15 protein-coding genes are annotated in these 20,104 nt (G+C 69.8%); 8 read left to right on the top strand and 7 right to left on the bottom strand.

Annotation, left to right across the window (positions count from 1 at the left end; translation table 11 throughout):
- Nucleotides 1–68 precede the first annotated feature (68 nt).
- The 4 genes from ACJ8AN_RS09200 to ACJ8AN_RS09215 all read right to left on the bottom strand — a co-directional run bounded on the left by ACJ8AN_RS09200 (nt 69) and on the right by ACJ8AN_RS09215 (nt 7,935).
- On the bottom strand, nt 69–2,915 hold the full coding sequence (locus ACJ8AN_RS09200) for a PAS domain S-box protein (RefSeq protein ID WP_407754891.1): 2,847 nt from the start codon (nt 2,913–2,915) through the stop codon (nt 69–71).
- A 132-nt stretch (nt 2,916–3,047) separates the two neighbouring features.
- Complete coding sequence (locus ACJ8AN_RS09205) at nt 3,048–5,555, bottom strand: ATP-binding protein (RefSeq protein ID WP_407754892.1); 2,508 nt, start codon at nt 5,553–5,555, stop codon at nt 3,048–3,050.
- A 99-nt stretch (nt 5,556–5,654) separates the two neighbouring features.
- The gene (locus ACJ8AN_RS09210; RefSeq protein WP_407754893.1) at nt 5,655–7,328 is read right to left on the bottom strand and encodes an ATP-binding protein; all 1,674 of its coding nucleotides are present in this window, start codon (nt 7,326–7,328) and stop codon (nt 5,655–5,657) included.
- Between the two features lie 88 nt (nt 7,329–7,416).
- Nucleotides 7,417–7,935, bottom strand: coding sequence for a GreA/GreB family elongation factor (locus tag ACJ8AN_RS09215; protein ID WP_407754894.1), 519 nt, complete (start codon nt 7,933–7,935; stop codon nt 7,417–7,419).
- A gap of 63 nt (nt 7,936–7,998) precedes the next feature.
- On the opposite strand from ACJ8AN_RS09215, the gene ACJ8AN_RS09220 reads away from it, so the two are divergent.
- Nucleotides 7,999–8,283: a rhodanese-like domain-containing protein gene (locus ACJ8AN_RS09220; protein ID WP_407754895.1), complete on the top strand. Its 285-nt coding sequence runs from the start codon at nt 7,999–8,001 to the stop codon at nt 8,281–8,283.
- A 103-nt stretch (nt 8,284–8,386) separates the two neighbouring features.
- On the opposite strand, the gene ACJ8AN_RS09225 is transcribed toward ACJ8AN_RS09220, so the two are convergent.
- On the bottom strand, nt 8,387–9,670 hold the full coding sequence (locus ACJ8AN_RS09225; protein WP_407754896.1) for an MFS transporter: 1,284 nt from the start codon (nt 9,668–9,670) through the stop codon (nt 8,387–8,389).
- 100 nt (nt 9,671–9,770) lie between these two features.
- Nucleotides 9,771–10,577 carry a prolipoprotein diacylglyceryl transferase gene (locus ACJ8AN_RS09230; protein WP_407754897.1) on the bottom strand — a complete coding sequence of 269 codons (807 nt, stop codon included), beginning with the start codon at nt 10,575–10,577 and terminating at the stop codon, nt 9,771–9,773.
- 575 nt (nt 10,578–11,152) lie between these two features.
- Here ACJ8AN_RS09230 and ACJ8AN_RS09235 point away from each other — a divergent pair.
- Nucleotides 11,153–12,592 carry a S8 family peptidase gene (locus ACJ8AN_RS09235; RefSeq protein ID WP_407754898.1) on the top strand — a complete coding sequence of 480 codons (1,440 nt, stop codon included), beginning with the start codon at nt 11,153–11,155 and terminating at the stop codon, nt 12,590–12,592.
- Nucleotides 12,593–12,647: 55 nt separating this feature from the next.
- On the top strand, nt 12,648–13,046 hold the full coding sequence (locus ACJ8AN_RS09240; RefSeq protein WP_407754899.1) for a hypothetical protein: 399 nt from the start codon (nt 12,648–12,650) through the stop codon (nt 13,044–13,046).
- 471 nt (nt 13,047–13,517) lie between these two features.
- Here the strand turns inward: ACJ8AN_RS09240 and ACJ8AN_RS09245 are convergent, their stop codons facing one another.
- Complete coding sequence (locus tag ACJ8AN_RS09245; RefSeq protein ID WP_407754900.1) at nt 13,518–14,264, bottom strand: SDR family oxidoreductase; 747 nt, start codon at nt 14,262–14,264, stop codon at nt 13,518–13,520.
- Between the two features lie 107 nt (nt 14,265–14,371).
- Between ACJ8AN_RS09245 and ACJ8AN_RS09250 the strand changes: the two genes are divergently transcribed.
- The 5 genes from ACJ8AN_RS09250 (at nt 14,372) to ACJ8AN_RS09270 (ending at nt 20,102) form a co-directional block, all read left to right on the top strand.
- Nucleotides 14,372–15,064: a TetR/AcrR family transcriptional regulator gene (locus ACJ8AN_RS09250; RefSeq protein WP_407754901.1), complete on the top strand. Its 693-nt coding sequence runs from the start codon at nt 14,372–14,374 to the stop codon at nt 15,062–15,064.
- Nucleotides 15,061–16,056: a 3-oxoacyl-ACP synthase III family protein gene (locus tag ACJ8AN_RS09255; protein ID WP_407754902.1), complete on the top strand. Its 996-nt coding sequence runs from the start codon at nt 15,061–15,063 to the stop codon at nt 16,054–16,056. The genes ACJ8AN_RS09250 and ACJ8AN_RS09255 overlap by 4 nt, the downstream gene beginning before the upstream one ends.
- A gap of 48 nt (nt 16,057–16,104) precedes the next feature.
- A complete protein-coding gene (locus ACJ8AN_RS09260) occupies nt 16,105–17,652 on the top strand; it encodes a class I adenylate-forming enzyme family protein (protein ID WP_407754903.1) in 1,548 nt (515 codons plus the stop codon).
- 122 nt (nt 17,653–17,774) lie between these two features.
- The gene (locus tag ACJ8AN_RS09265) at nt 17,775–18,395 is read left to right on the top strand and encodes a hypothetical protein (RefSeq protein WP_407754904.1); all 621 of its coding nucleotides are present in this window, start codon (nt 17,775–17,777) and stop codon (nt 18,393–18,395) included.
- 51 nt (nt 18,396–18,446) lie between these two features.
- Nucleotides 18,447–20,102, top strand: a complete 1,656-nt coding sequence (locus tag ACJ8AN_RS09270) for a hypothetical protein (protein WP_407754905.1) — start codon at nt 18,447–18,449, stop codon at nt 20,100–20,102.
- The last annotated feature ends 2 nt before the right edge of the window (nt 20,103–20,104 follow it).

The following is a 20,104-nucleotide window of genomic DNA, read 5'->3' on the forward strand; positions in this document are numbered from 1 at the left end:
GCCTGTCCCAGGTGTCCCGGCTTCCGCATCCGTCAGCGGGAGGAGGGTCGGACAACCGGCGGATGCCGTCAGGTGCCGGTGGGGGGCACCGGGATGCTCATCACCAGCTCGCGCACCACGCGCCGCACGGCCGTCTCGTCGAAGGGCTTCTCCAGGGTGGGGTTGGGCACCCGCGCCAGGAAGTCCCGCGCGCCCTGGGTGAAGGCGCCGCCGGAGACGAAGATGAAGCGCCGCTCCAGCCCCGAGCCGGCCTGCTGCACGGCCTCGTACAGGTCCTTGCCCCCGAGGTCCGGCATCATCACGTCGCACAGCACGGCGTGGAAGCGCGTGTCCTCCGACAGCTTCTCCAGCGCCTGGCGCCCGCTGGTGGCCAGCTCCACGTCGTGCTCGCGCAGAATCCGCTTGAGGGCCCGGCCCACCGCGGGCTCGTCGTCCACGATGAGCACCCGTCCGCGCTGGGACACCGGTGCCAGCATGGGCGCCACCGGCTTCTCCACCTTCACGCCCGTGCTCGCCGCGGGCAGCAGCACCCGCATGGTGGTGCCCCGGCCCGGCTCGCTCTCCACGGAGATTTCCCCGCCCAGGCTGGTGATGATGCCGTGGCAGATGGACAGGCCCAGGCCCGTGCCCACGCCCACCGGCTTGGTGGTGTAGAAGGGATCGAAGATGCGCCCGAGCACCTCGCGCGGAATCCCCGAGCCCGTGTCCTGCACCTCCACCACCACGCGCCCGTCGGACACTCCGCGCGTGAGCAGGCGGATTTCATTCTTCTCCGCCGAGCCCTCGGGGATGGCCTGCGCCGCGTTCACCACCAGGTTGAGGAACACCTGGCACAGCCGGCCCTCGTTGCCCATGACGGGCGGCACCGGGCCGAACTCGCGCTTGAGCCGCGCGCGGTGCTTGATTTCGTTGGCCGCCAGCATCACCGCCGAGTCCAGCACCGCGTGCAGGTCCACCGGCACCACGCGCTCCTCGTCCGGCCGGGAGAACGTCTTGAGCTGGCGGACGATTTGCCGCACGCGCTCGGCGCCCTCGCGCGCCTCCATCAGCACCGAGCGCCACTCGTCCACCTCGGGCCGCGAGGCGATGCCTCCCGGAATCACCGAGGGCATGCGGCGCAGCTCGTCCAGGAGGTAGCCCAGGTTGGTGATGACGAAGGCGAGCGGGTTGTTGATTTCGTGGGCGATGCCCGCGGCCAGCGTGCCCATGGAGGCCATGCGGTCCGCCAGGGACAGGCGCGACTGCAACTGGCGCTGCTCGGTGACGTCGCGGGCGATGGACACCACGGCCGGCTCACCGTCGAAGAGCAGCGGCAGCGAGGCGAACTCCGCCACCCGCACCTTCCCGTCGTGCCGCCGCAGGCGCCGCTCGCCCGTCACCAGCGCCACCTGGCCCTCGGGCGGGGACGGCTCCTCGTCCAGGAAGAACTCCCGCAGGTGCCGCCCCATCAGCTCCTCGGGGCGCGCGAAGCCCAGCGCGCACACCATGGCCGTGTTGACGTAGATGATGTGCCCGTCGCGCTGGATGGCCGCCGGCTCCGGCACGCCCTCCAGGAGGATGCGGAAGCTGGCCTCGGACAGCTTGAGGGCCTCCTCGAACTGGCGGTGCTCGGTGATGTCGCGGGCGATGCCCTCCACCGCCACGCACAGCCCCGTGGCGTCCAGCACCGGCGTCACCACGTGCTGCAGCCACACCATGCGCCCGTCGCGCCGCAGGAAGCGCACCACCACGGGAGTGTCCTGCGCCTCGGGCTCGGACAGCAGCCGCTTCATCGCCTCCCGGTCCTCGAAGTGCACCTGGCGGTGCCACAGCTCCGGGTCGCGGTAGTGCTCCTCGGGGGTGAAGCCCAGGTGGCGCGTCACCACGCCGCTGACGAAGGCGAAGCTGCGCGTGCCCGCCAGCTGGTAGCGGTAGAGCACGTCCGAGGCGTTCTCCGCGGTGCGCCGGAAGCGCAGCTCGCGCTCCCGCAGGGCGCGCTCGGACTGCCGCTGCTCCATGGCCAGCGCGATGGCACCCGCCGCGGCCCACAGCAGATCCACCTCCAGCTTGTCCCACTCGCGCTCCTCGGCGCAGTTGTCGAAGCCGATGAAGCCCGCCAGCGTGCCGTGCACCCACAGGGGCAGCGTCAGCAGGGAGCGGATGCTCTGTGGCTCCAGCACCGCCCGCTCCTCGGGCGGGAAGTCCTTCACCAGCCCGGTGAGCACCTGTCCGCGCGACAGCAGCTCGTAGAGGCGCGGCATCTGCCGCTCCAGCGGCATGTTCTGCAGCTCCGGGTTGGCGATCTCCGGCTTCACCCCGGGCGCGCACCACTCGGCGCGCTGGCTGAAGAGCAGGTTGCCGTCGGGGGAGCGGTGCGCCTCGAAGATATAGGCGCGGCTGGCCCCCGAGGCCTCTCCCAGCGGGCCCACCAGCCGCTCGAAGAGGCTCTCCGAGGGCGAGGCCGCCAGCAGCCGCTGCTGAATCTCCACCACCGCGGTGAGGTAGCGCTCGCGCCGGGCCAGCGCGTCCGTCGTGCGCCGCCGCTCGCTGATGTCATTGAGGGTTCCGAACGTGCCCACGTAGGCGCCGTCCTCGGAGGGAACCAATCTCACGTAGACCTCCACCCACTTGTGCTCGCCGTTCCGGGTACGGTAGCGCAGCTCGTGCTTACAGCACTCTTTCTGCCGGGAAAGCAGGGCGCGGCCGTACTCGTAGCAGTGCGCGTGGTCCGCCGGGTGGACGTACTCCAGGTGGGGCTGGCCCAGCGACTCCTCCACGCTGAAGCCCGTCAGCTCCGTCCACGCCGGGCTCAGGTAGAGGAACCGGCCCGACTTATCGAGTTGGAACACCACCTCCCGCAGGTTCTCGACGACCAGCTGGTAGTGCTGCTCGTGCGACGCGGGAAGGGGCTCGTTCGGCAGGGGCTTCGGATGCATGAGAAGAGGGGGGCTCCAGTTCCTCGGGCTGGGGGCGTCCCGGGGAACCGCCTCGCTTGAGAGCGAGGATACTCTGCCCTACACCCGTGTGCACCAGCCTCCAAGAAAACAGGTATTACGCGCCTCGGAGGATCAGCTCGCGGCGGCCGCGGGGAGGTTGGCTGCCTGTTCACGGGGCAGGCGGACGTGGAAGCAGCTGCCCAGCTGGGCCCCGGGGCTCTCCGCCCAGATGGAGCCGCCGTGGCGCTGGACGATTTCCCGGCAGATGAAGAGGCCCAGGCCCAGGCCGCCGTAGTGGCGCGCGGTGGCGTTGGAGGCGCGGGCGAAGGGCTGGAAGAGCAGGGCGACGCTCTCGGGGGGGATGCCGATGCCCTCGTCGCGCACGCGCAGCTCCACCGCCTCGGGGCTGAGGTGGAAGCTCACCCGCACGCTGCCGCCCTGGGGCGAGTAGCGCACCGCGTTGCTCAGCAGGTTGGTCACCACCTGCTCCAGGCGGGGGCCGTCCCAGACGCCCTCCACGGGCTCGGCGGGGGCCTCGAAGACGAAGCGCAGGCTCTCGTCGCCGCGCAGCTCGAAGCGCTCCATGATTTCGCGGACGAGGGGCACCAGGTCCACCCGGGCGCGCTCCAGCTCGAAGCGGCCGGCCTGAATCCGGGAGGTGTCCAGCAGGTCGTCCACCAGGCGGGTGAGCCGGTCCGTCTGCCGGGCCATGGAGCGCAGGGCCTTGAGGGTGCGCTCGCGCTCGGGGAAGTCGCCGCCCTTCTCCATGCGGCTCAAGGTGAGGGCGGCGAAGCCCTTGAGGGGGGTGAGGGGGGTGCGCAGCTCGTGGCTGGCGACGGAGAGGAACTCCTCGCGCAGACGCACCGCCTCGCGCAGCTCGCCCTGGGCGATTTCCGTGCGGGCCGCCATCTCGTTGAAGCCGCGGCACAGCCCGCCCAGCTCGTCGTCCTCCTCCTCGGGCACGCGCCGGGACAGCTCGCCGTGGCCGATGGCGGCGGTGGCCTCCACGAGCGTCTCCAGGCGGCGGATGATGTCGCGGGCGACGAACTGGGAGAGGGCCAGCATGAGCAGCACGCCCGCGGCGAGGATGGCGATGAAGGCCACGCTGGTGCGGGTGATGGCACGGTAGGCCACGCCCAGGTCCTGGGTGACGACGACGCTCCACTCGGTGCCGGGCACGGGCGCGTCGGCGGCGAGCAGAATGCGTTGGTCTTCCGGGCCGGACGTCTCCACCACGCCCTCGTCGCTGCTGGACAGGTGCAGGCGCAGGGTGCCGGGCAGGTGGGCCTCGCTCAGCAGGGGGGCGCCGGGCTGGGTGTCGCGCAAGAGCAGCAGGCCGCGCCTGTCCAGCACCTGGACGCGGAAGCGCTGGGCGGCGGGGGTGACGGCGGCCGACAGGCGCTCGAGGGACAAGAGGCCCACGAGCAGGCCCTCCAGCTTGCCCTCGTGCTTGAAGGGCAGGGCCACGGCGACGTGGGGCAGGCCGAGCTGGCTGGTGTAGGGGCGCGAGACGTAGGCGGCGCCGGTGCTCAGCACGCCGCCGTAGTAGTCGCGGTGGGCGAAGCTGCCCAGGTCCTCCCAGTCGTAGGAGGCGGCCAGGCCCAGGCCCTCCTTGTCCAGGGCGAGCGCGGCGTCGAAGGCGCGCGCCTGGGCGGGGAGGTTGCGCAGGTAGGCCTCCAGCAGCTTGCGGTCCCGCGAGGCGAAGGCGTTGCGGAAGCCGGGGGACTCCAGCAGCAGCTGGAGGGACTCGCGCGCGTCGTCGAGGTAGCGCACGAGGAAGTCGGCCTCGCCGGCGGCGGCGCGCACGGTGTCGTCGCGCACCTGGCGCTCGATGGCGCCCTGGGCGAGCCACGCCGCGAGCGCTCCGAGCGCGAGCAGGGGCACCACGCCGGCGAAGGCCAGGCCGCGCAGCAGCTTGAAGCCCACGGTGCGGGGGGCGCGCGGGCGCAGGCCGGCGGCGGCGGCGGCGCACGAGCAGGTGAGGATGAGGTAGATGCTGGCGGGCGGCCCCAGGCCGATGCGGCCCAGGCCCCAGCACAGCAGGCCGAAGTCCACCGCGAGCAGGGCGAAGAGCGCACGCGGCAGCCGGGGCCAGCGCGTGTCCAGGGGGGAGAGCATCCCCGCGCCGCACAGCAGGAAGAGCAGCCCCATGGGCAGCATGAGGGGCGAGAGCGCGGCGTAGAAGACGGGGGGGAAGCGCTCGCGCGCCACGAGCATGATGAGGCCGAAGCACAGGGCCAGCACGCCCATGACGCCGCGGAACACCGGCCGCTTGCGCCAGGCGGGGGAGGTCTCCAGCGCCACGCCCGTGAGCAGCAGCGGGTAGAGGATGGCGCCGGTGAGGCCGCCGGTGCGCACGCTGAGCACCCACCAGTACAGGCCGGTGACGGCGCCGAAGCCCACGCGCCCCAGCACGTCCAGCCAGCGCGGGGCCAGCGGGTAGAGCATGGTGGCCATGAGCACGATGCTGCTGGCCAGGTAGGCCACGCCCATGGCGCGCGCGTACGGGTAGAGGGGCCGGAAGGACGCGGCGTGGAACTCGTACGGCATGTACGCCATCGCCACGCCGAAGATGAGGCCGAATACCGCAGCGGGCCACGTGATGGGGAGCGAAGGCGTGCGCGCGGGCTCTGCTTGCATGAAGCTCTCTTCCAATCAGCTTGTCTGGAGCAAATCCACCGCCCGCGAGTGGATCGTCCATCGCCTGACAGGAGCGGGTGTAGGGGACGATAGCATGCGTCAGGGGGTGGCCTGGCGCGGCAACTCCACGGTGAAGGTGGCGCCGGCGCCCGGAGCGCTGCGCACGCTCACGCTGCCCCCGAGCGCCTCGACGATTTGACGGGTGATGTAGAGGCCCAGGCCCAGGCCGCCGTAGTGGCGGTCGGACACGGCGCGCTCGAAGCGGCCGAAGATGCGCGGGAGGCTCTCCGGGGCGATGCCGATGCCCTCGTCGCGCACCTCGAGCCGGGCCAGTCCGCCGCTCGTCTCCACGCGCACGCGCACGGGCTTGCCGGCGCCGTACTTGAGGGCGTTGGACAGCAGGTTCGTCACCACCTGCTCCAGCCGGAGCCTGTCCCACGTGCCCAAGACGGGGCCGGGGCTCTCCAGGAGGAGGGGGCTGCGGGCCTGGGTGGCGGGCAGCTCGAAGCGCGCGGCCACGTCCTGCACGAGCGCGGTGAGGTCCACCTCCTCCAGGTCCATGCGCAGGCGGCCGGCGTGGATGCGGGTGACGTCGAGCAGCTCGTTGACGAGCGCATTGAGGCGGCCGGCGTGCCGGTCGATGCCCTCCAGCTTGCCCAGGAGGGGGGAGGGGAGGGCGCCGGCCTCGCCGCGGCGGGCGCCGCGCAGGAGCGACTGCACGTTGAGCTTGAGGGAGGTGGTGGGGGTGCGCAGCTCGTGGGCGGCGACGGTGAAGAACTCGTCGCGCTGGGCCACGGCCAGGCGCGCCTCGCGGAAGAGCAGGACGTTGTCCACGGACAGGGCGATGCGGTCGGCGAGGTCCTCGCAGAAGCGCAAGTCGTCGGGGCCGAAGGTGCGTCCGCAGAAGGTGACGAGGACGAGCGCGCCCAGGGGGCGGCCGCGCGCGCGCAGGGGCACGGCGAGCAGGGAGCGGGGCCCGAGCACGCGCATGAGGCGCAGGTGCTCGGCGTCCTGGGTGAGGGACTGGAGGAGGGCGGGCGTCACCTCGGGGAGCAGCTGGGGCGTGTCCTGGGGCAGCAGCAGGCCCACGAGGCCGGCCTCGCCGGTGGAGGGCGAGCCGGAGCGCCGCACCACCTCGGCGAGCAGCGCCTCCTGGGTGGGCTCGCTGGCCACCGTCTCCAGCAGCAGCGGCTGGCCGCGGCCGTCCATCACCTGGAGGACGCAGCCGTCGGCGAGCGTGGGGACGCAGCGCCGGGACAGCTCATGCAGGGCGGCCTCCACGTCGAGCGAGGCGGTGAGCAGGTGGCTGGCCTCGGCGAGGAAGCCCGTCTCCTGCTCCTCGCGCTTGCGGCGGGAGATGTCGTTGAACCAGATGGAGAGCCCCTCGCCGCGCTGGAGGGCGACGACGCGGAACCAGCGCTCGCGGCCGTCGATGGGGAAGAGCACCTCGTCGACGTAGGGCTCGCCGCGGTCCACCGCGCGCGCGAGGCGGGCGAAGAGGCCGCGGGTGCGCAGGTCGGGGAACAGCTCCACCACGCCGTGGCCGAGCAGGCCGGCCAGGCGCATGCCCATGAGGGCCTCGGCGGCGGGGTTGGCGTACACCCAGCGGAAGTCCACCAGGGCGCCGGAGTCATCGCGCACCGAGCCCACGGCGAGGTAGCCATCGGGGTGCTCGGCGGCGAAGCTCCACGCGTCGGGGGAAGGGCTCACGGAGGCGGCCTCCTCCGGGTCTCCCGGAAGGACGCTCTTCGCGGCGGCACGGAGCGTGGGCACGGCGCACCTCCTGTGGCGCAGGACCCCCCAGCGCCTGCTTTCGAGGGCCAGCGTGAAAGGAAGCGGGGCGGCATTCAAGCCGGAGGGCTCAGGCCACCTCGAGGACCGTCCACTCGCGTACCTCGCCGGCGAGGGTGACCTCGATGGTGTCGCCGGCCCGACGTCCGAGGAGGGCGCGGCCGACGGGGGAGGCGGGGGTGATGACGGAGAGGTAGCCATCGCCGCCGGGGCCGGTGAGCTCGGTGCCGGCGCCCACGGGGAGCAGGAAGAAGGTGCGCTCGGAGAAGCCGTCATCGTCCTCGGTGGACATGTCGATGAGGGCGCCGAGGGCGACGGCGTCCCTGCGCGAGAAGCGGGGCAGGCCCGAGTCCTGGAAGTCGGCGAGGGCCTTGAGCTCCTCCTGGACGCGGCGGGCGCGGTTGGCCTGGCCGGTGGCGAGGCTGCCGTACTCGATGACGGCGCGCCCGTCCTCCTTCTTCTCGGACTCGGTGGCGAGGGTGCGGGCGGCCTCGCGGGCCTCGAGCTCGGCGCGGTGGGCGAGCTTGTCGCTCTGGCGGAGGCGGTCGGCGAGCTGCTCGACGAGGGTGTTCTTGTCCAACAGGGGCATGCTGCGACAGGACTGTAGCGCCGCGGCGCGAGGGCTCCAGTTTCCGGCTACAGTCCGGCGCCCATGACACCGAAAGAACTGTCGGAGAAGGCGCGGGAGCTGGTGGGGCAGGGGTGGGTGCTGTTGGACGTGCGGTCGCCGGAGGAGTTCCGCCAGGGGCATCCGGAGCCGGCGAAGAACATCCCGGTGCAGGAGCTTCAGCAGCGGGTGAAGGAAGTGGGCCCGCCGGGGACGACGAAGGTGGTGGTGTACTGCCAGGCGGGAGGCCGGAGCGCGATGGCGACGCAGATTCTGAGGTCGCACGGCTTCACGGACATCTTCGACCTGAAGTCGGTGAACTACTGGTAGCCCTTCACCCCTCGCCCACCGGGAGAGGGGACGGGGGTGAGGGGACCGGGAGTCCCGGGCTCACCCCCGTGTGGCGAGCGCCTCTCCGCGAGGCGCGCCGGGCTCAGGACAGCGCGGGCTCGGTGGACGGCTTGGCCGGAGCGGAGGCGGGCTGCTCGCGGATGCCGAACAGGACGAGGAGCGCGGCGACCACGAGGGCGCCGAGCATGACGTGGAAGCCGGCGGCGGCGTCGTTGTTGTTCCACTTGATGACGTAGCCGATGAGGATGTTGGTGATGAAGCCGCCGATCTGCCCGCCGGTGTTGATGAAGCCCGAGCCCTTCCCCATGAGCTTGGTGGGCACGAGGATCATCGGCAGGGTCCAGAAGGCGCCGGCGGCCATGAAGAGCAGGAAGCCGGCGATGCACTGGACGAGGGTGTACTGGACGGGGTCGTTGATCTGCGTGAACAGGTAGAGGCAGATGCCGCCCACGGCCTGGCAGCCGAACACCAGCACCTTGCGCCGGCCGCGGAACCAGCGATCCGACACATACCCGGCCAGCACACAGCCGATGCCTCCACAGAAGAAGGGGAGCGCTCCGACGAAGCCGGTCCTCTGCAAGGAGAGCTTCTTCACCTCGACGAGGTACGTGGGCAGCCAGTTCAACCAGCCGTACATCGTCAGGTTGTAGATGAGCGCCACGCAGAAGAGCACCCAGATGGCGGGGGAGCGCAGCAACTCTCCGAAGCTGGCCTTCTCCAGCGTCTGCTCGGCGTTGGCGGCCTGGGAGAGGCTGTCGCGTTCGAACTCCTCGAGCTCCTCGCGCGAGACCTTGGGGTTCTCGTGGATGGAGTTGGTGACGTAGAGCCAGGCCATCAGGACGCAGATGACGCCGGCGATGCCGAGCAGGAAGAAGCTCTTGCGCCACCCGATGACGGGCAGGAACCAGCCGAGCAGCAGCGAGGAGATGGCGGGCCCGAAGGCAATGGAGGAGAGGATGGCGGCGTTGGCGGTGCCGCGGTTCTTCTTCGTGTACCAGTTGCCGATGACCTTCCAGACGGAGGCGGGGAAGACGCCCTCCCCGACGCCGAAGAGGAAGCGCACCGCCAGCATGCTGACGAAGCCGCCCACCACCCCCGTGAGCGCGGTGAACACCGACCACCAGGCCAGGGCGACGAGGATGACCTTCCGGGGACCGATCCGGTCGGCGAGCATCCCGCCGGGAATCTGGAAGAGCGAGTAGCCCGCGAAGAAGGCGCTGAGGACCCAGCCGAACTGCTCCGCGTCCAACTGGAACTCACCGCGGATGCTCAGGCCGGCCATGTTGATGGCCATCCGGTCCAGCCAGGCGACGAGGTAGCACAGCAGCACGGCGAGGCCGACCTTGTAACTGGTCTTGAAAGTCATGGGGGCGGAGCATACCCGTGGGGACGCCCGCCCCACTAGCGGCCCCCGCTGCGACTCGCGGTGCGGCTCGCGCGGTCCACCCCCACGTTACCGGAGAGCCCTATCGGGCCTGTGCTTGAACACCACCGCCAGCGCCGACCTGGGGCGTGGCCTTGGCGGCGGGAGCCTGCCACTTCACGAGGCCGTAGAGGCCGAAGGCGATGAGGGCGAAGCAGCCGAACTGGGCGGGCGTCAGGCCGAGGTAGCGGGCGTCGACATAGGACAGGTCGGTGGCGCGCAGCGAGTCGAAGAAGAAGCGGCCGCAGGCGTAGAGGAGGGAGAGCAGGGGGAGCAGCTTGCCGCGCAGCTTGCCCGAGTTGCGCAGGGCGTACAGGAGGCCGGAGAGGGCGAAGAGGAAGAGGGCGTCATACATGCCCAGGTCATGGCGGGGCCCGCCGGGGAAGTTGACGGCGAGGAAGAAGTCGGTGCGGACGCCGGGGTGGTCGTGGGCGGCGAAGCAGCCGATGCGGGCCACGGCCCAGCCAGGGGCGACGCCGAGGGCGAAGGAATCGGCGTAGTCGCGGAAGCGCAGCTTGCGGATGCGGAAGAAGACGACGGCGGCGAGGATGCCGCCGATCAGCCCGCCGAAGGAGGACAGGCCGTCCCAGACCTTGAAGATCTGAAACGGGCTCTTGGAGAGCTCCTCGGGGTGGTAGGCGAAGAGGTGGAAGAGGTGGCCGACGACGACACCCACGCCCACGCCCCAGAGGGCGTAGTCCTGGAGGGGGTTCGGATCGAGCCCTTCGCGCTCGGCCTGGCGGGACAGGAGCCGGGCGGCGAGCATGATGCCGAGCGCGACGCAGATGCCGAAGGCCTCGATATGGATGGGCCCGAGGTTGATGGGGGGGACGTGCAGGTAGGGAATCACGAGTCTCTCCGGCGGGTGTGGAGTGGAAAGGGCCCACAGCCAGGGTCCGCCTTAGCGCCAGGTGGCGAACAAATCATGGGGGAAGTGCCTTCCCCAAGGTCGTCGGAAAAGCAGGCGGGCAGCCGGGCGCCCTCGCTGGGGTCGGCGTTGGGGCGGAGTGCCCCACGCTGCTTCACGCCCACCCCCCTCATCGGGCCCCACACGGGCGGGGCGTGGACCTGTGACGGAGGGGATGGGGAGCCGGTGCGGCGCGGGCCGGTTTTTCGGGCTCGGGCACGGCCAGGCGGCTATTTTCCGACCTGTCACGGTCTGTATTACGCTCACAACCCGTGAATGGTTTCTGGTTTCGTACGTTGTGAACGTCGTCCACTGGAACGCCCGGGGCGGCCCCTGACGTCCAGAGCGGAGAATGCCGCGGGTCATGTCAGGGGGGGCCGTTCTAGTCGCACTGTGAGCCGATGGTGCGAACGACGACGGTGTCCCACCCCCCCTCCGCCCGGGCGCGGCCGGCGCCCACCCACGGTCTGGCCCGTGCTGTCAGTGCAGTCGGTATTCTGTAAAGGAGCGAACCCATCATGAAGTCCTACCTCCTGGTTCCGAAGGAGTCGTTCGAGACCCATGCCCGGCCAGGTGTGCGGGGCACGGAGCAGGGAGAGCGTGTGCTGCAGCGCACCACCGCCCTTCAGTTCATGATCAGCGGGCGGGCGCCGGACATGCTGCGCAGCCTCGGGTTGCGCTCCGCGACGCTGCCCGGGCGTCTGCCCGAGGTGAGCACCCCTCCCACCCCGGCGAAGAGCCAGAAGAAGACGGCCAAGGGCAAGAAGGGCGGCCGGGGCCGCGAGGGCGAGGCGCAGCTGGTGGCCACCGAGGGGCCGGTGATGGAGCCGGCGGCGGTGACGGCCTCGGACGTGGGCACCTACCGGCACATGCCGCTCATCGGCGCCACCATGGCGCACTTCACCTCGGAGCAGGCCGAGCGCGTGGCCAAGGAGGAGCTCGGCCGCGACTTCGAGTTCATCCCGGACACGGTGCAGCTCACCTTCCCGGGCCCGGTGTCGGCGGGGCAGCTGGGGCCGCGCAACCGCGGCCTGTCCTCGCTCGTCAACCGCGAGTGGCCCGAGGAGTGTGGCATCAACGCCGCCCACGCCCAGGGCATCAAAGGCGCGGGGGTGATGCTGGGCATCCTCGACACGGGCGTGGACGCGGACCACCCCGAGCACCAGGACCGCATCATCCAGTTCCGCTACGTCTCGCTCTTCCCCAACTCGCCGCAGAACCCGGCGCGCGACGTGCGCGGCTTCGACCCGGACGGGCACGGCACGCACGTGTGCGGCATCGCCGCCGGCCAGTTCCACGGCGTGGCGCCCGAGGTGGACCTCTACGTCGCCTCGGTCATCGAGTCCGAAACCATACGCACGAGCCTGGGACGGGTAGCCGCCGGCATGGAATGGCTGCTACACCAGTTCTCACGTCCCGAGAACGCCACCCGTCCGGCGGTGGTGAACATGTCCCTGGGGTTCCCCGTGCAGGCTCCTCCCGGCGTCAGCGACCTGGAGTACCGGTTGAACATCCGGGCCCTGCAGACGCTCGTGCGCCGCCTGGTGGATGCCAACGTGTTGCCCATCGTGGCGGCCGGCAATGGAGGCGCTGGCACGGCCGGTTACCCAGCGGGCTTCCCAGAGGCCCTGTCCGTGGGGGCGGTCGACTTCGCGCGGCGCGTGGCCAGCTTTTCGGCCAGCGGCGTGGTCAACCAGCGATCTGTTCCAGACCTGATGGGTTATGGCGTGAACGTCTACTCGAGCACAGAGCGAAGGTGTAATAACCAAGCGTTCTACGAACGAATGAGTGGAACGAGCATGGCCGCCCCTTACGTCGCTGGGTTGGCCGCGCTATATCGCTGCCGTTCCCCGGACTTGACGGCTGTTGAAGTCAGGGATTTGATTCTGGACAATGCGCTGAAGCTGCCCAAGAACCCGGCGGGACGGAGTGGCCGGGGTCTGGCGGTTTACAAGTGATGGCGGCTACCAGGGTCGGCGCCGAGTGAGCGCCGGGCCTGCGGGAGGAAGTGGGATGAGCAGGAAGACAGCCACATCGCCGCGCCGGGCCTCCGGCCGTTTTCCCAAAATCTCCGGCGTCACGCCCCTCCCGGGCTCCCGGGTGGAGAGTGCGCAGGGATGGATCGAGGCCATGGTCATGCCCCGGGAGGAGCCCGGAGCGGCCTGGCAGCCGTCCATCCAACGTGACCGCTCGCACGTCCACAAGGCCGCGTGCGATCAGGGCAAGCAGTTCCGCGACTCGGTGCTGAACTTCCTGCAGGCGCACCACCTCATGGGCGCCGTCAGGTGGATCAGCGAGCCCGGCTCCCTCCCCATGGTGACGCTCTACTGCACGCCCCGGGTGTTGGAGCAGCTCCAGCGCTCGCCGCAGTTCGATGCCGGCCGCACTGCTGGCCTCGAGATGTACACCTGAGCCAGCCCCTCAACCTGGACAGCTGAGCGGGGCTCGAGGTTTCCCCTCGCGTCGTCGGGACTCCCTTGCTGCATGAGGGGCTCGGTTCCTCGGCTCGCGATGGCCGCCCCTGGGTGGGCGTCCCTTCGCCTGCCATGCTGGACCTTCCGAGCGTCCCGTCTATTCCCGACTGGAAATGATTTACTCACTTGACTTCCAGGCGGCAACCCCCTGAACGCCTGTTGCCCTTGCTTCCGCGCGAAGAAGTCCCACCTTGCACCCTTTTTCATTGGCCTCGGGTACAGGGTTGCTCTCCCGCTGGGAGAGGGCAGGAGAGAGCCGTTGCCCGCCTGCCTGCCGGGCGCCGCCACCGTCCTGGGTTCACGCGTCGCCATGCACCCTGAAACGCACGGGCCGGGCGGATGGGTCTGACACCCCCGCGCCGGCCCGTTGAATGGCGAGCAGGGCCTCCGAGGGCCCCTGTCGCCTGGACTACATGTTGAGGCCGCCGTCCACGTCGATGGTGCGGCCGTTGAAGTAGTCGCACTCGAGGACGAACTTCACCGCCAGCCACAGGTCCTCGGGCAGGCCGATGCGGCCCACGGGGATGTTGGCCACCAGGGCGTCGCGCGCCTTCTGGTTCATGCCCTGGGTCATCGGCGTCTCCACCATGCCCGGGGCCACGGCGCCCACGCGGATGGCGAAGGGGGCGAACTCGCGCGACCAGGTGACGGTGTTGGCGGCGAGCGCGGCCTTGGCCGACACGTAGTTGCTCTGCCCGCGGTTGCCGTGCCGGGCGATGGAGCTCATGTTGACGATGACGCCGGGGCGCTGATCCGTCTGCACCATCTTCGCCACCACCTCGCGCACCATGAAGGTGGCGCCGGTGAGGTTGACGCCGATGACGGCGTTCCAGTCCGCGGTGGACAGCTTCTTCACTTCACCCGTGGCCTTGTCCTTCTTCACCAGCAGCGAGTCCCGCAGAATCCCCGCGTTGTTGATGAGGCCGTTGAGGCCGCCCATGGCCCCGTGCGCCCACTCGACGAAGGCGATGCAGTCCTCCTCCTTGGACACGTCCAGGCGGCGGCGGTGGATGGCGGCGGGCAGCGAGGCGAACAGCTCCTCGTTCACGTCTCCCACGGCCACCTGGGCGCCGGCCTCGTGCAGGCGCGTGGCGAAGTGAGCGCCCATGCCCCGGGCGCCGCCCGTGACGATGACCTTCATGTCCTTGAGCTGCATGCGTTCCCTCTTCCGTGGCTGACGCAATGCGTTGCATGTGCTTGCGCCAGCGGATGAATGACAGTTTTTGACAATACCGCGCGGGGGGTGTTACGCAAGGTTGAAAGATGAATCGGTCTTCAACTTCGCCAGCCGTGCGCCTCGTTCCAGCGACCCCTCGAGGGCAGCGCACGCGCCAGCGGCTGTTGCAGGCGGCGGAGACCGTCTTCGGGGAGAAGGGCTACGAGCACGCCTCCATCGCGGATATTACCCGCGCGGCGGAAGTGGCGCTCGGAACTTTCTACGTCTACTTCCCGGACAAGCAGTCCATCTTCGTCGAGGTGGTGGACGAGCTGGGAGCGCGGCTGCGCCGGCTCATCGCCGAGGCGGTGGCCGGGTGCCAGGGCCGCATCGAGGTGGAGCGCGAGGGCTTGCGCACCTTCTTCCAGTTCGTGGCCCGCCACCGCAACCTGTACCGCATCGTCCGGCAGGCGGAGTTCGTCGATGAGGCGTGTTTCCGGCGCTACTACGATTTGTTCGCACGCGGCTACGTGGCGGGGCTGGAGCGCGCCATGGCCGAGGGCGAGGTGCGGCGCATGGACCCGGAGGCGCTGGCCTACTGCCTGATGGGGTTGAGTGACTTCCTGGGCATGCGCTGGGTGCTGTGGCAGGACGAGGGCGGCGGCCCGGAGCACGTGTTGGACACCGCGATGGATTTCATCCGCCACGGCATGGACGCGCGTCCGGCCGGGGCCGACACCCGCAGCAAGAAGGGGACGGGCAAGGTGCGCGCCCCCCGGAGCAGGAAGACGACCCGATGAGATACGCCAACATCCTGGCCACCGGCCGCTACGTCCCCGAGAAGGTCCTCACCAACGCCGACGTGGAGCGCATCATCGGCGAGCCCGTGGACGAGTGGCTCCAGCAGAACGTGGGCATCAAGCAGCGCCACCTGATGGCGGACAACCAGGTGACGAGTGACCTGTGCGTGGAGGCCGCGAAGCAGGCCATGCAGCGCGCGGGCGTGAAGCCCCAGGAGCTGGACCTCATCATCATCTCCACGGACACGCCGGACTACCTCAGCCCGGCCACGGCCTCGGCGGTGCAGGCGAAGCTGGGCGCGAGCAACGCGGGCACCTTCGACATCAACGCCGCGTGCGCCGGCTGGGTGACGGCGCTGGACGTGGCGAGCAAGACCCTCTCCGCCGACGACAGCTACCACCGGGTGCTCGTGGTCGGCGCGTACGGCATGTCGCGCTACATCAACTGGAAGGACAAGAAGACCTGCACGCTCTTCGCGGACGGCGCGGGCGCGGTGGTGTTGGGCGCCAGTGACAAGCCGGGCTTCATGGGCGCGAAGCTGCTCGCGGCCGGCGAGTACCACGACGCGCTGGGCGTCTACACCGGCGGCACGTACCGGCCCGCCACCGCCGAGACGCTGACGCTCACCAACGGCAAGCCCTCGGTGCAGTTCGTGCGCAAGTTCCCCGCCACCTTCAACACCGAGCGCTGGCCCATGCTGCTCAAGCAGCTGCTCGAGCGCGCGAAGCTGACGATGAACGACGTGGACCACTTCGTCTTCACCCAGCTCAACCTGCGCACCATCGAGGCCACCATGAAGGTGCTCGAGCAGCCCATGTCCAAGACGAACTGGACCATGGACAAGTGGGGCTACACGGGCTCGGCCTGCATCCCCATGACGCTGGATGACGCGGTGGTGCAGGGCCGGGTGAAGAAGGGTGACCTCGTCGCCCTGTGCGCCAGCGGCGGCGGCCTCGCCATGGCCTCGGCGCTCTACCGCTGGACGGCCTGAGCCGCGCTTCACGCCATTCGCAGCACGCAACTCGAGGGAGGGGACAGCATGTTCATCGGCGACTGGATGGGTCGTGGGGCCATGTACTGGCCCGAGCAGACCGCGGTGGTGGATGTGGCCAAGGGAGACTCGGGCCGCTTCTCCTACCGGGCGATGAATGCGCGCGCCGAGGCGCTCGCGGGCTGGCTGCGTGACGTGGCCGGCGTGTCTCGCGGAGACCGCGTGGGCCTCGTGGCCCACAACGGCGTCGAGTACCTGGACGTCTTCTTCGCCTGCGGCAAGCTGGGCGCTGTCTTCGTCCCCTTCAACTGGCGCCTGCATGCGCAGGAATTGACGGAGCTGGTGCGCGACACCGGCCCGCGCGTGCTCCTCTTCAGCGATGACTTCCGCGACGGCATCGCCACGGTGCACGAACAGGTGGGCGCCGCGCTGAAGCTCGTCCACCTCGAGGGGCCGGGACTGCCTGGGAGCGTGGCGTACGCCGAGACGCTCGCGCACGTGTCCGGCTCGAAGGCGACGAATCCGCAGGTGAGCGAGGAGGACATCATCTGCCTGCTCTTCACCGGCGGCACCACGGGCAAGAGCAAGGGCGCGCGCGTGAGCTACCGCATGGTGGCGTGGAACACGCTCAACACGCTCATCCACGAGGTGCGGCCCGGCGACGTCACCGTGACGCACACGCCCATGTTCCACACGGGCGGACTGCTCGTCTACACGGTGCCCATGCTCTCCAGTGGCGGCACCGTGGTGCTCATGCGCCGCTGGGACGCCGAGGAGATGCTGCGCCTCGTCGAGCGCGAGAAGGTGACGCTCTTCTTCGCCGTGCCCACGCAGTACCAGCAGATGTATGACTCGCCGCGCTTCCGCTCGGCGGACCTCTCCAGCGTGCGCTTCGTCACCAGCGGTGGCGCGCCCCTGCCCGTGCCCCTGCTGCAGGCGTGGCAGGCCGTGCACGAGGTGCCCTTCAAGCAGGGCTTCGGCATGACGGAGTTCGGCCCCGGCATCTTCAGCATGGGCCCCGAGTTCGCCGTGTCCAAGGCGGGCTCCATCGGCCGGCCCAACTACTTCATCGACGCGCGCCTGGTGGACGACGACGGCCGCGACGTGCCCGAGGGGGGCACCGGTGAGCTCGTCCTCAAGGGCCCCTCCATGAGCTCGGGCTACTTCGAGAACGCCGAGGCCACCGCCGAGGCCATCGACAAGGACGGCTGGTTCCACACCGGCGACCTGGCCCACCGCGACGCGGACGGCTTCTACTTCATCAACGGGCGCAAGAAGGACATGTTCATCTCCGGCGGGGAGAACGTGTACCCGCTCGAGCTGGAGACGGCCCTCTACGAGCACCCCGCCGTGCAGGCCTGCTCGGTGGTGGGCGTGCCGGACCCCAAATGGGGCGAGGTGGGGCGCGCCTTCGTGGTGCTCAAGCCCGGCGCGTCCGCCACGCCCGAGGCCCTGCTGGAGCACCTGCGCGGCCGCGTGGCCCGCTACAAGGTGCCCAAGAAGGTGGAGCTGGTGGACGGCCTGCCGGTGTCGGCGGCGGGCAAGATTCTCAAGCGCGAGCTGCGCGAGCGCGCCATCGCGGCCGACAAGAATTGAGCCTCATGCCCCTTTCCCTGTTAGGGTAAGGGCCTTCCCGCTGCGTCCCGCGGGGCAATCCCAGACACGTCGCGTCAAGTCGAGCCGGTGCCCACGCGCCGGAAACGGAGAGGAGCCGTCACATGAAGAAGCAACTGTTTTCCGCGGTGATGCTGTGCACGCTGGGGCTGGTGGGCTGTGGGGATGACCAGACGGGGACGCCCACCCCGGACACCGGGCCCAAGTACAACACGGCGGACAAGATCAACACGTACCTCGAGGGCAAGACGCTGACGATGACCGGGGCCAACATCCCCAGCCATCCCAACGGCTACAACGAGGACGTCAACTACGGCTCGGCCACCCAGTGCTACCAGTCGACGACCATGCAGGTCGCCGCCGGCGTCTACAACGTCACCAGCGTGCTGGGCACCCTGCGCGATGCCCCCCAGCCCGGCAACACCGGCACGTGTGACCACGACACCAAGTCCACCGAGCTCAAGTTCTCCACCACCGCCGTCCTCATCGAGAACGTGGCGACGGACGGCAGCTGCTTCGACGTGACGTATACCTATACCGGCTTCAAGCAGGCCGGCCGCGGGCAGATCAGCCAGGACGGCTCGACGGCGAAGCTGGAGCTGTTCTTCGAGGGCCAGGCCACCGGTAACCGCTGCGCCAACGGCGCGGTGGGCTCGGCGACGGTCACCCTCAACGGCCAGCCCTTCACCGGCAACGCGGTGCAGGTCTACACCATCAGCCAGTAATCCCTGGCCGCGCCTCCCCGCGCGCCTCTTCACCCCGGAGACGAAACGCATATGACGTGGCGGTTTTCCGATTCAGGTCGACAGCTACGGGGAGGCGCGCTGGCGCTCGCCCTGGGCACGGTGGCTTTCTCCCTGCCCGCGTGGGCTCAGGGCAGCACGCCGCTGCCCGGGGCCTATACCGATTGGCGCGAGGCCAAGGACCGCTCCGAGGACGCTCCTCCTCGTGAGTTCGTCCTCATCAACTACTTCTTCACCCGCGCTTCCTTCACCAACCAGCTCGGAGACCCCTCCGGCCTCAAGGGCGTGTCGCTCGGGCCCATCGGGCAGGTGGGCGGCAGCCAGGTGCGCGTCGGCAAGGACTCCGCCTTCTACGTCGAGCAGCGCTGGATTCCCGTCATCGAATACAGCCCTCTCTTCGTGGATGGCCTGGCCAGCTTTCGCGCCCAGTTCGAGGTGGACTACCTCTGGGGCCGCTCGGCCAACACCGTGCAGCCCAACGAGGGCGGCGGCTTCAACGCGGATCAGATCAACATCCAGACGAAGAACGTCAACGTCGCCCTCTACCCCACGCGCGACCCGGGCCAGCTCGCCATCGTCGTGGGCACGCAGCCCGTCTACGACGCGTATTTCGACCCGACGCGCACCCCGCTCAACGACATCATCCGCACCGGCTACAAGCTGGCCTTCCTCGGCAGCGACGCCACCGGCATCTCCGCCTTCAGCGGCTACAAGGGCTTCTCGCGCCTGAGCCTGCTGCCCCTGGGCAGCGCGCAGTCGGACAAGGCGCTGCTGGACGACCCCCGGCTCAAGTACGCATGGCTGGCCATGGCCGACTACGCCTACCCGGTGGCGCCGGGGACGAACGTGGGCGTGTCCGCGTGGTACCTGCGCGATGAGACCAAGGGCGATGCCTACGCCTACGAGGGCCTGGTGAAGAGCGGTCCGGCCTCCACGGGCCTGTCGTCCTTCACGGGCACCGCGCGCTTCAACATCGAGCGGCCCACGGGCTGGGTGGGGTGGCTGGGCGCCAACTTCCACCACAACATCGACTTCCGCACCGGCCGCCTCGCCGCCTCGGGCTTCGCCATGTACAACCTGGGCCGCTTCCGGAGCAGCAACCCGGGGACGACCCTCAACTCCAAGGTGGACATCAGCGGCCTCTCCGCCAACCTGGAGCTGCTCTACCACTACGGGCGCACCTCGGGGGACCTCGTGACGCTCGAGGGCATGTTCTCCACCGGGGACAAGGACCTCAACGACGGCCGCTACACCAGCGCCTTCACGCTCAACCAGTACGGCATCCCCGGCGCCGTGTGGTTCAACCACAAGATGCTGCTGCTGTTCCCCTTCACCAGCACCGCCAACAACTACACCGGCGCGGTGACGGACCTGTCCAACCAGGGCTTCGGTCTGCAGACGGTGCTCGCCACCGGCGCGTATGACATCGTCCCCAACAAGCTCAACCTCAAGCTGGGCGCGGGCTATGCCCAGAGCACCGTCGCTCCGCCCGAGACGACTCCCGGCGTGGCGCGCGGCCGCGTCATCGGCACCGAAATCAACGCCGAGCTGCGCTACACCATCCGCTACCTCATGACCGTGGGCCTGCACGGCGGCTACATGTTCCGCGGCAGCTTCTACGACGGCAACCCGCGCGTCACCGCCAACCCCTGGGCCGCCTTCTCCACCTTCACCTGGTACGCCTTCTGACC

Origin of the sequence: Archangium sp., from assembly GCF_045802675.1 — a bacterium.
In the GTDB taxonomy this organism is placed as follows: domain Bacteria; phylum Myxococcota; class Myxococcia; order Myxococcales; family Myxococcaceae; genus Archangium.

Excerpts from the sequence above, each read along its gene's own strand:
- ACJ8AN_RS09200 (WP_407754891.1), bottom strand. The coding sequence starts at position 2,915 with ATGCATCCGAAGCCCCTGCCGAACGAGCCCCTTCCCGCGTCGCACGAG.
- ACJ8AN_RS09205 (WP_407754892.1), bottom strand. The coding sequence starts at position 5,555 with ATGCAAGCAGAGCCCGCGCGCACGCCTTCGCTCCCCATCACGTGGCCC.
- ACJ8AN_RS09215 (WP_407754894.1), bottom strand. The coding sequence starts at position 7,935 with ATGCCCCTGTTGGACAAGAACACCCTCGTCGAGCAGCTCGCCGACCGC.
- ACJ8AN_RS09220 (WP_407754895.1), top strand. The coding sequence starts at position 7,999 with ATGACACCGAAAGAACTGTCGGAGAAGGCGCGGGAGCTGGTGGGGCAG.
- ACJ8AN_RS09225 (WP_407754896.1), bottom strand. The coding sequence starts at position 9,670 with ATGACTTTCAAGACCAGTTACAAGGTCGGCCTCGCCGTGCTGCTGTGC.
- ACJ8AN_RS09235 (WP_407754898.1), top strand. The coding sequence starts at position 11,153 with ATGAAGTCCTACCTCCTGGTTCCGAAGGAGTCGTTCGAGACCCATGCC.
- ACJ8AN_RS09240 (WP_407754899.1), top strand. The coding sequence starts at position 12,648 with ATGAGCAGGAAGACAGCCACATCGCCGCGCCGGGCCTCCGGCCGTTTT.
- ACJ8AN_RS09245 (WP_407754900.1), bottom strand. The coding sequence starts at position 14,264 with ATGCAGCTCAAGGACATGAAGGTCATCGTCACGGGCGGCGCCCGGGGC.
- ACJ8AN_RS09250 (WP_407754901.1), top strand. The coding sequence starts at position 14,372 with ATGAATCGGTCTTCAACTTCGCCAGCCGTGCGCCTCGTTCCAGCGACC.
- ACJ8AN_RS09255 (WP_407754902.1), top strand. The coding sequence starts at position 15,061 with ATGAGATACGCCAACATCCTGGCCACCGGCCGCTACGTCCCCGAGAAG.
- ACJ8AN_RS09260 (WP_407754903.1), top strand. The coding sequence starts at position 16,105 with ATGTTCATCGGCGACTGGATGGGTCGTGGGGCCATGTACTGGCCCGAG.
- ACJ8AN_RS09265 (WP_407754904.1), top strand. The coding sequence starts at position 17,775 with ATGAAGAAGCAACTGTTTTCCGCGGTGATGCTGTGCACGCTGGGGCTG.
- ACJ8AN_RS09270 (WP_407754905.1), top strand. The coding sequence starts at position 18,447 with ATGACGTGGCGGTTTTCCGATTCAGGTCGACAGCTACGGGGAGGCGCG.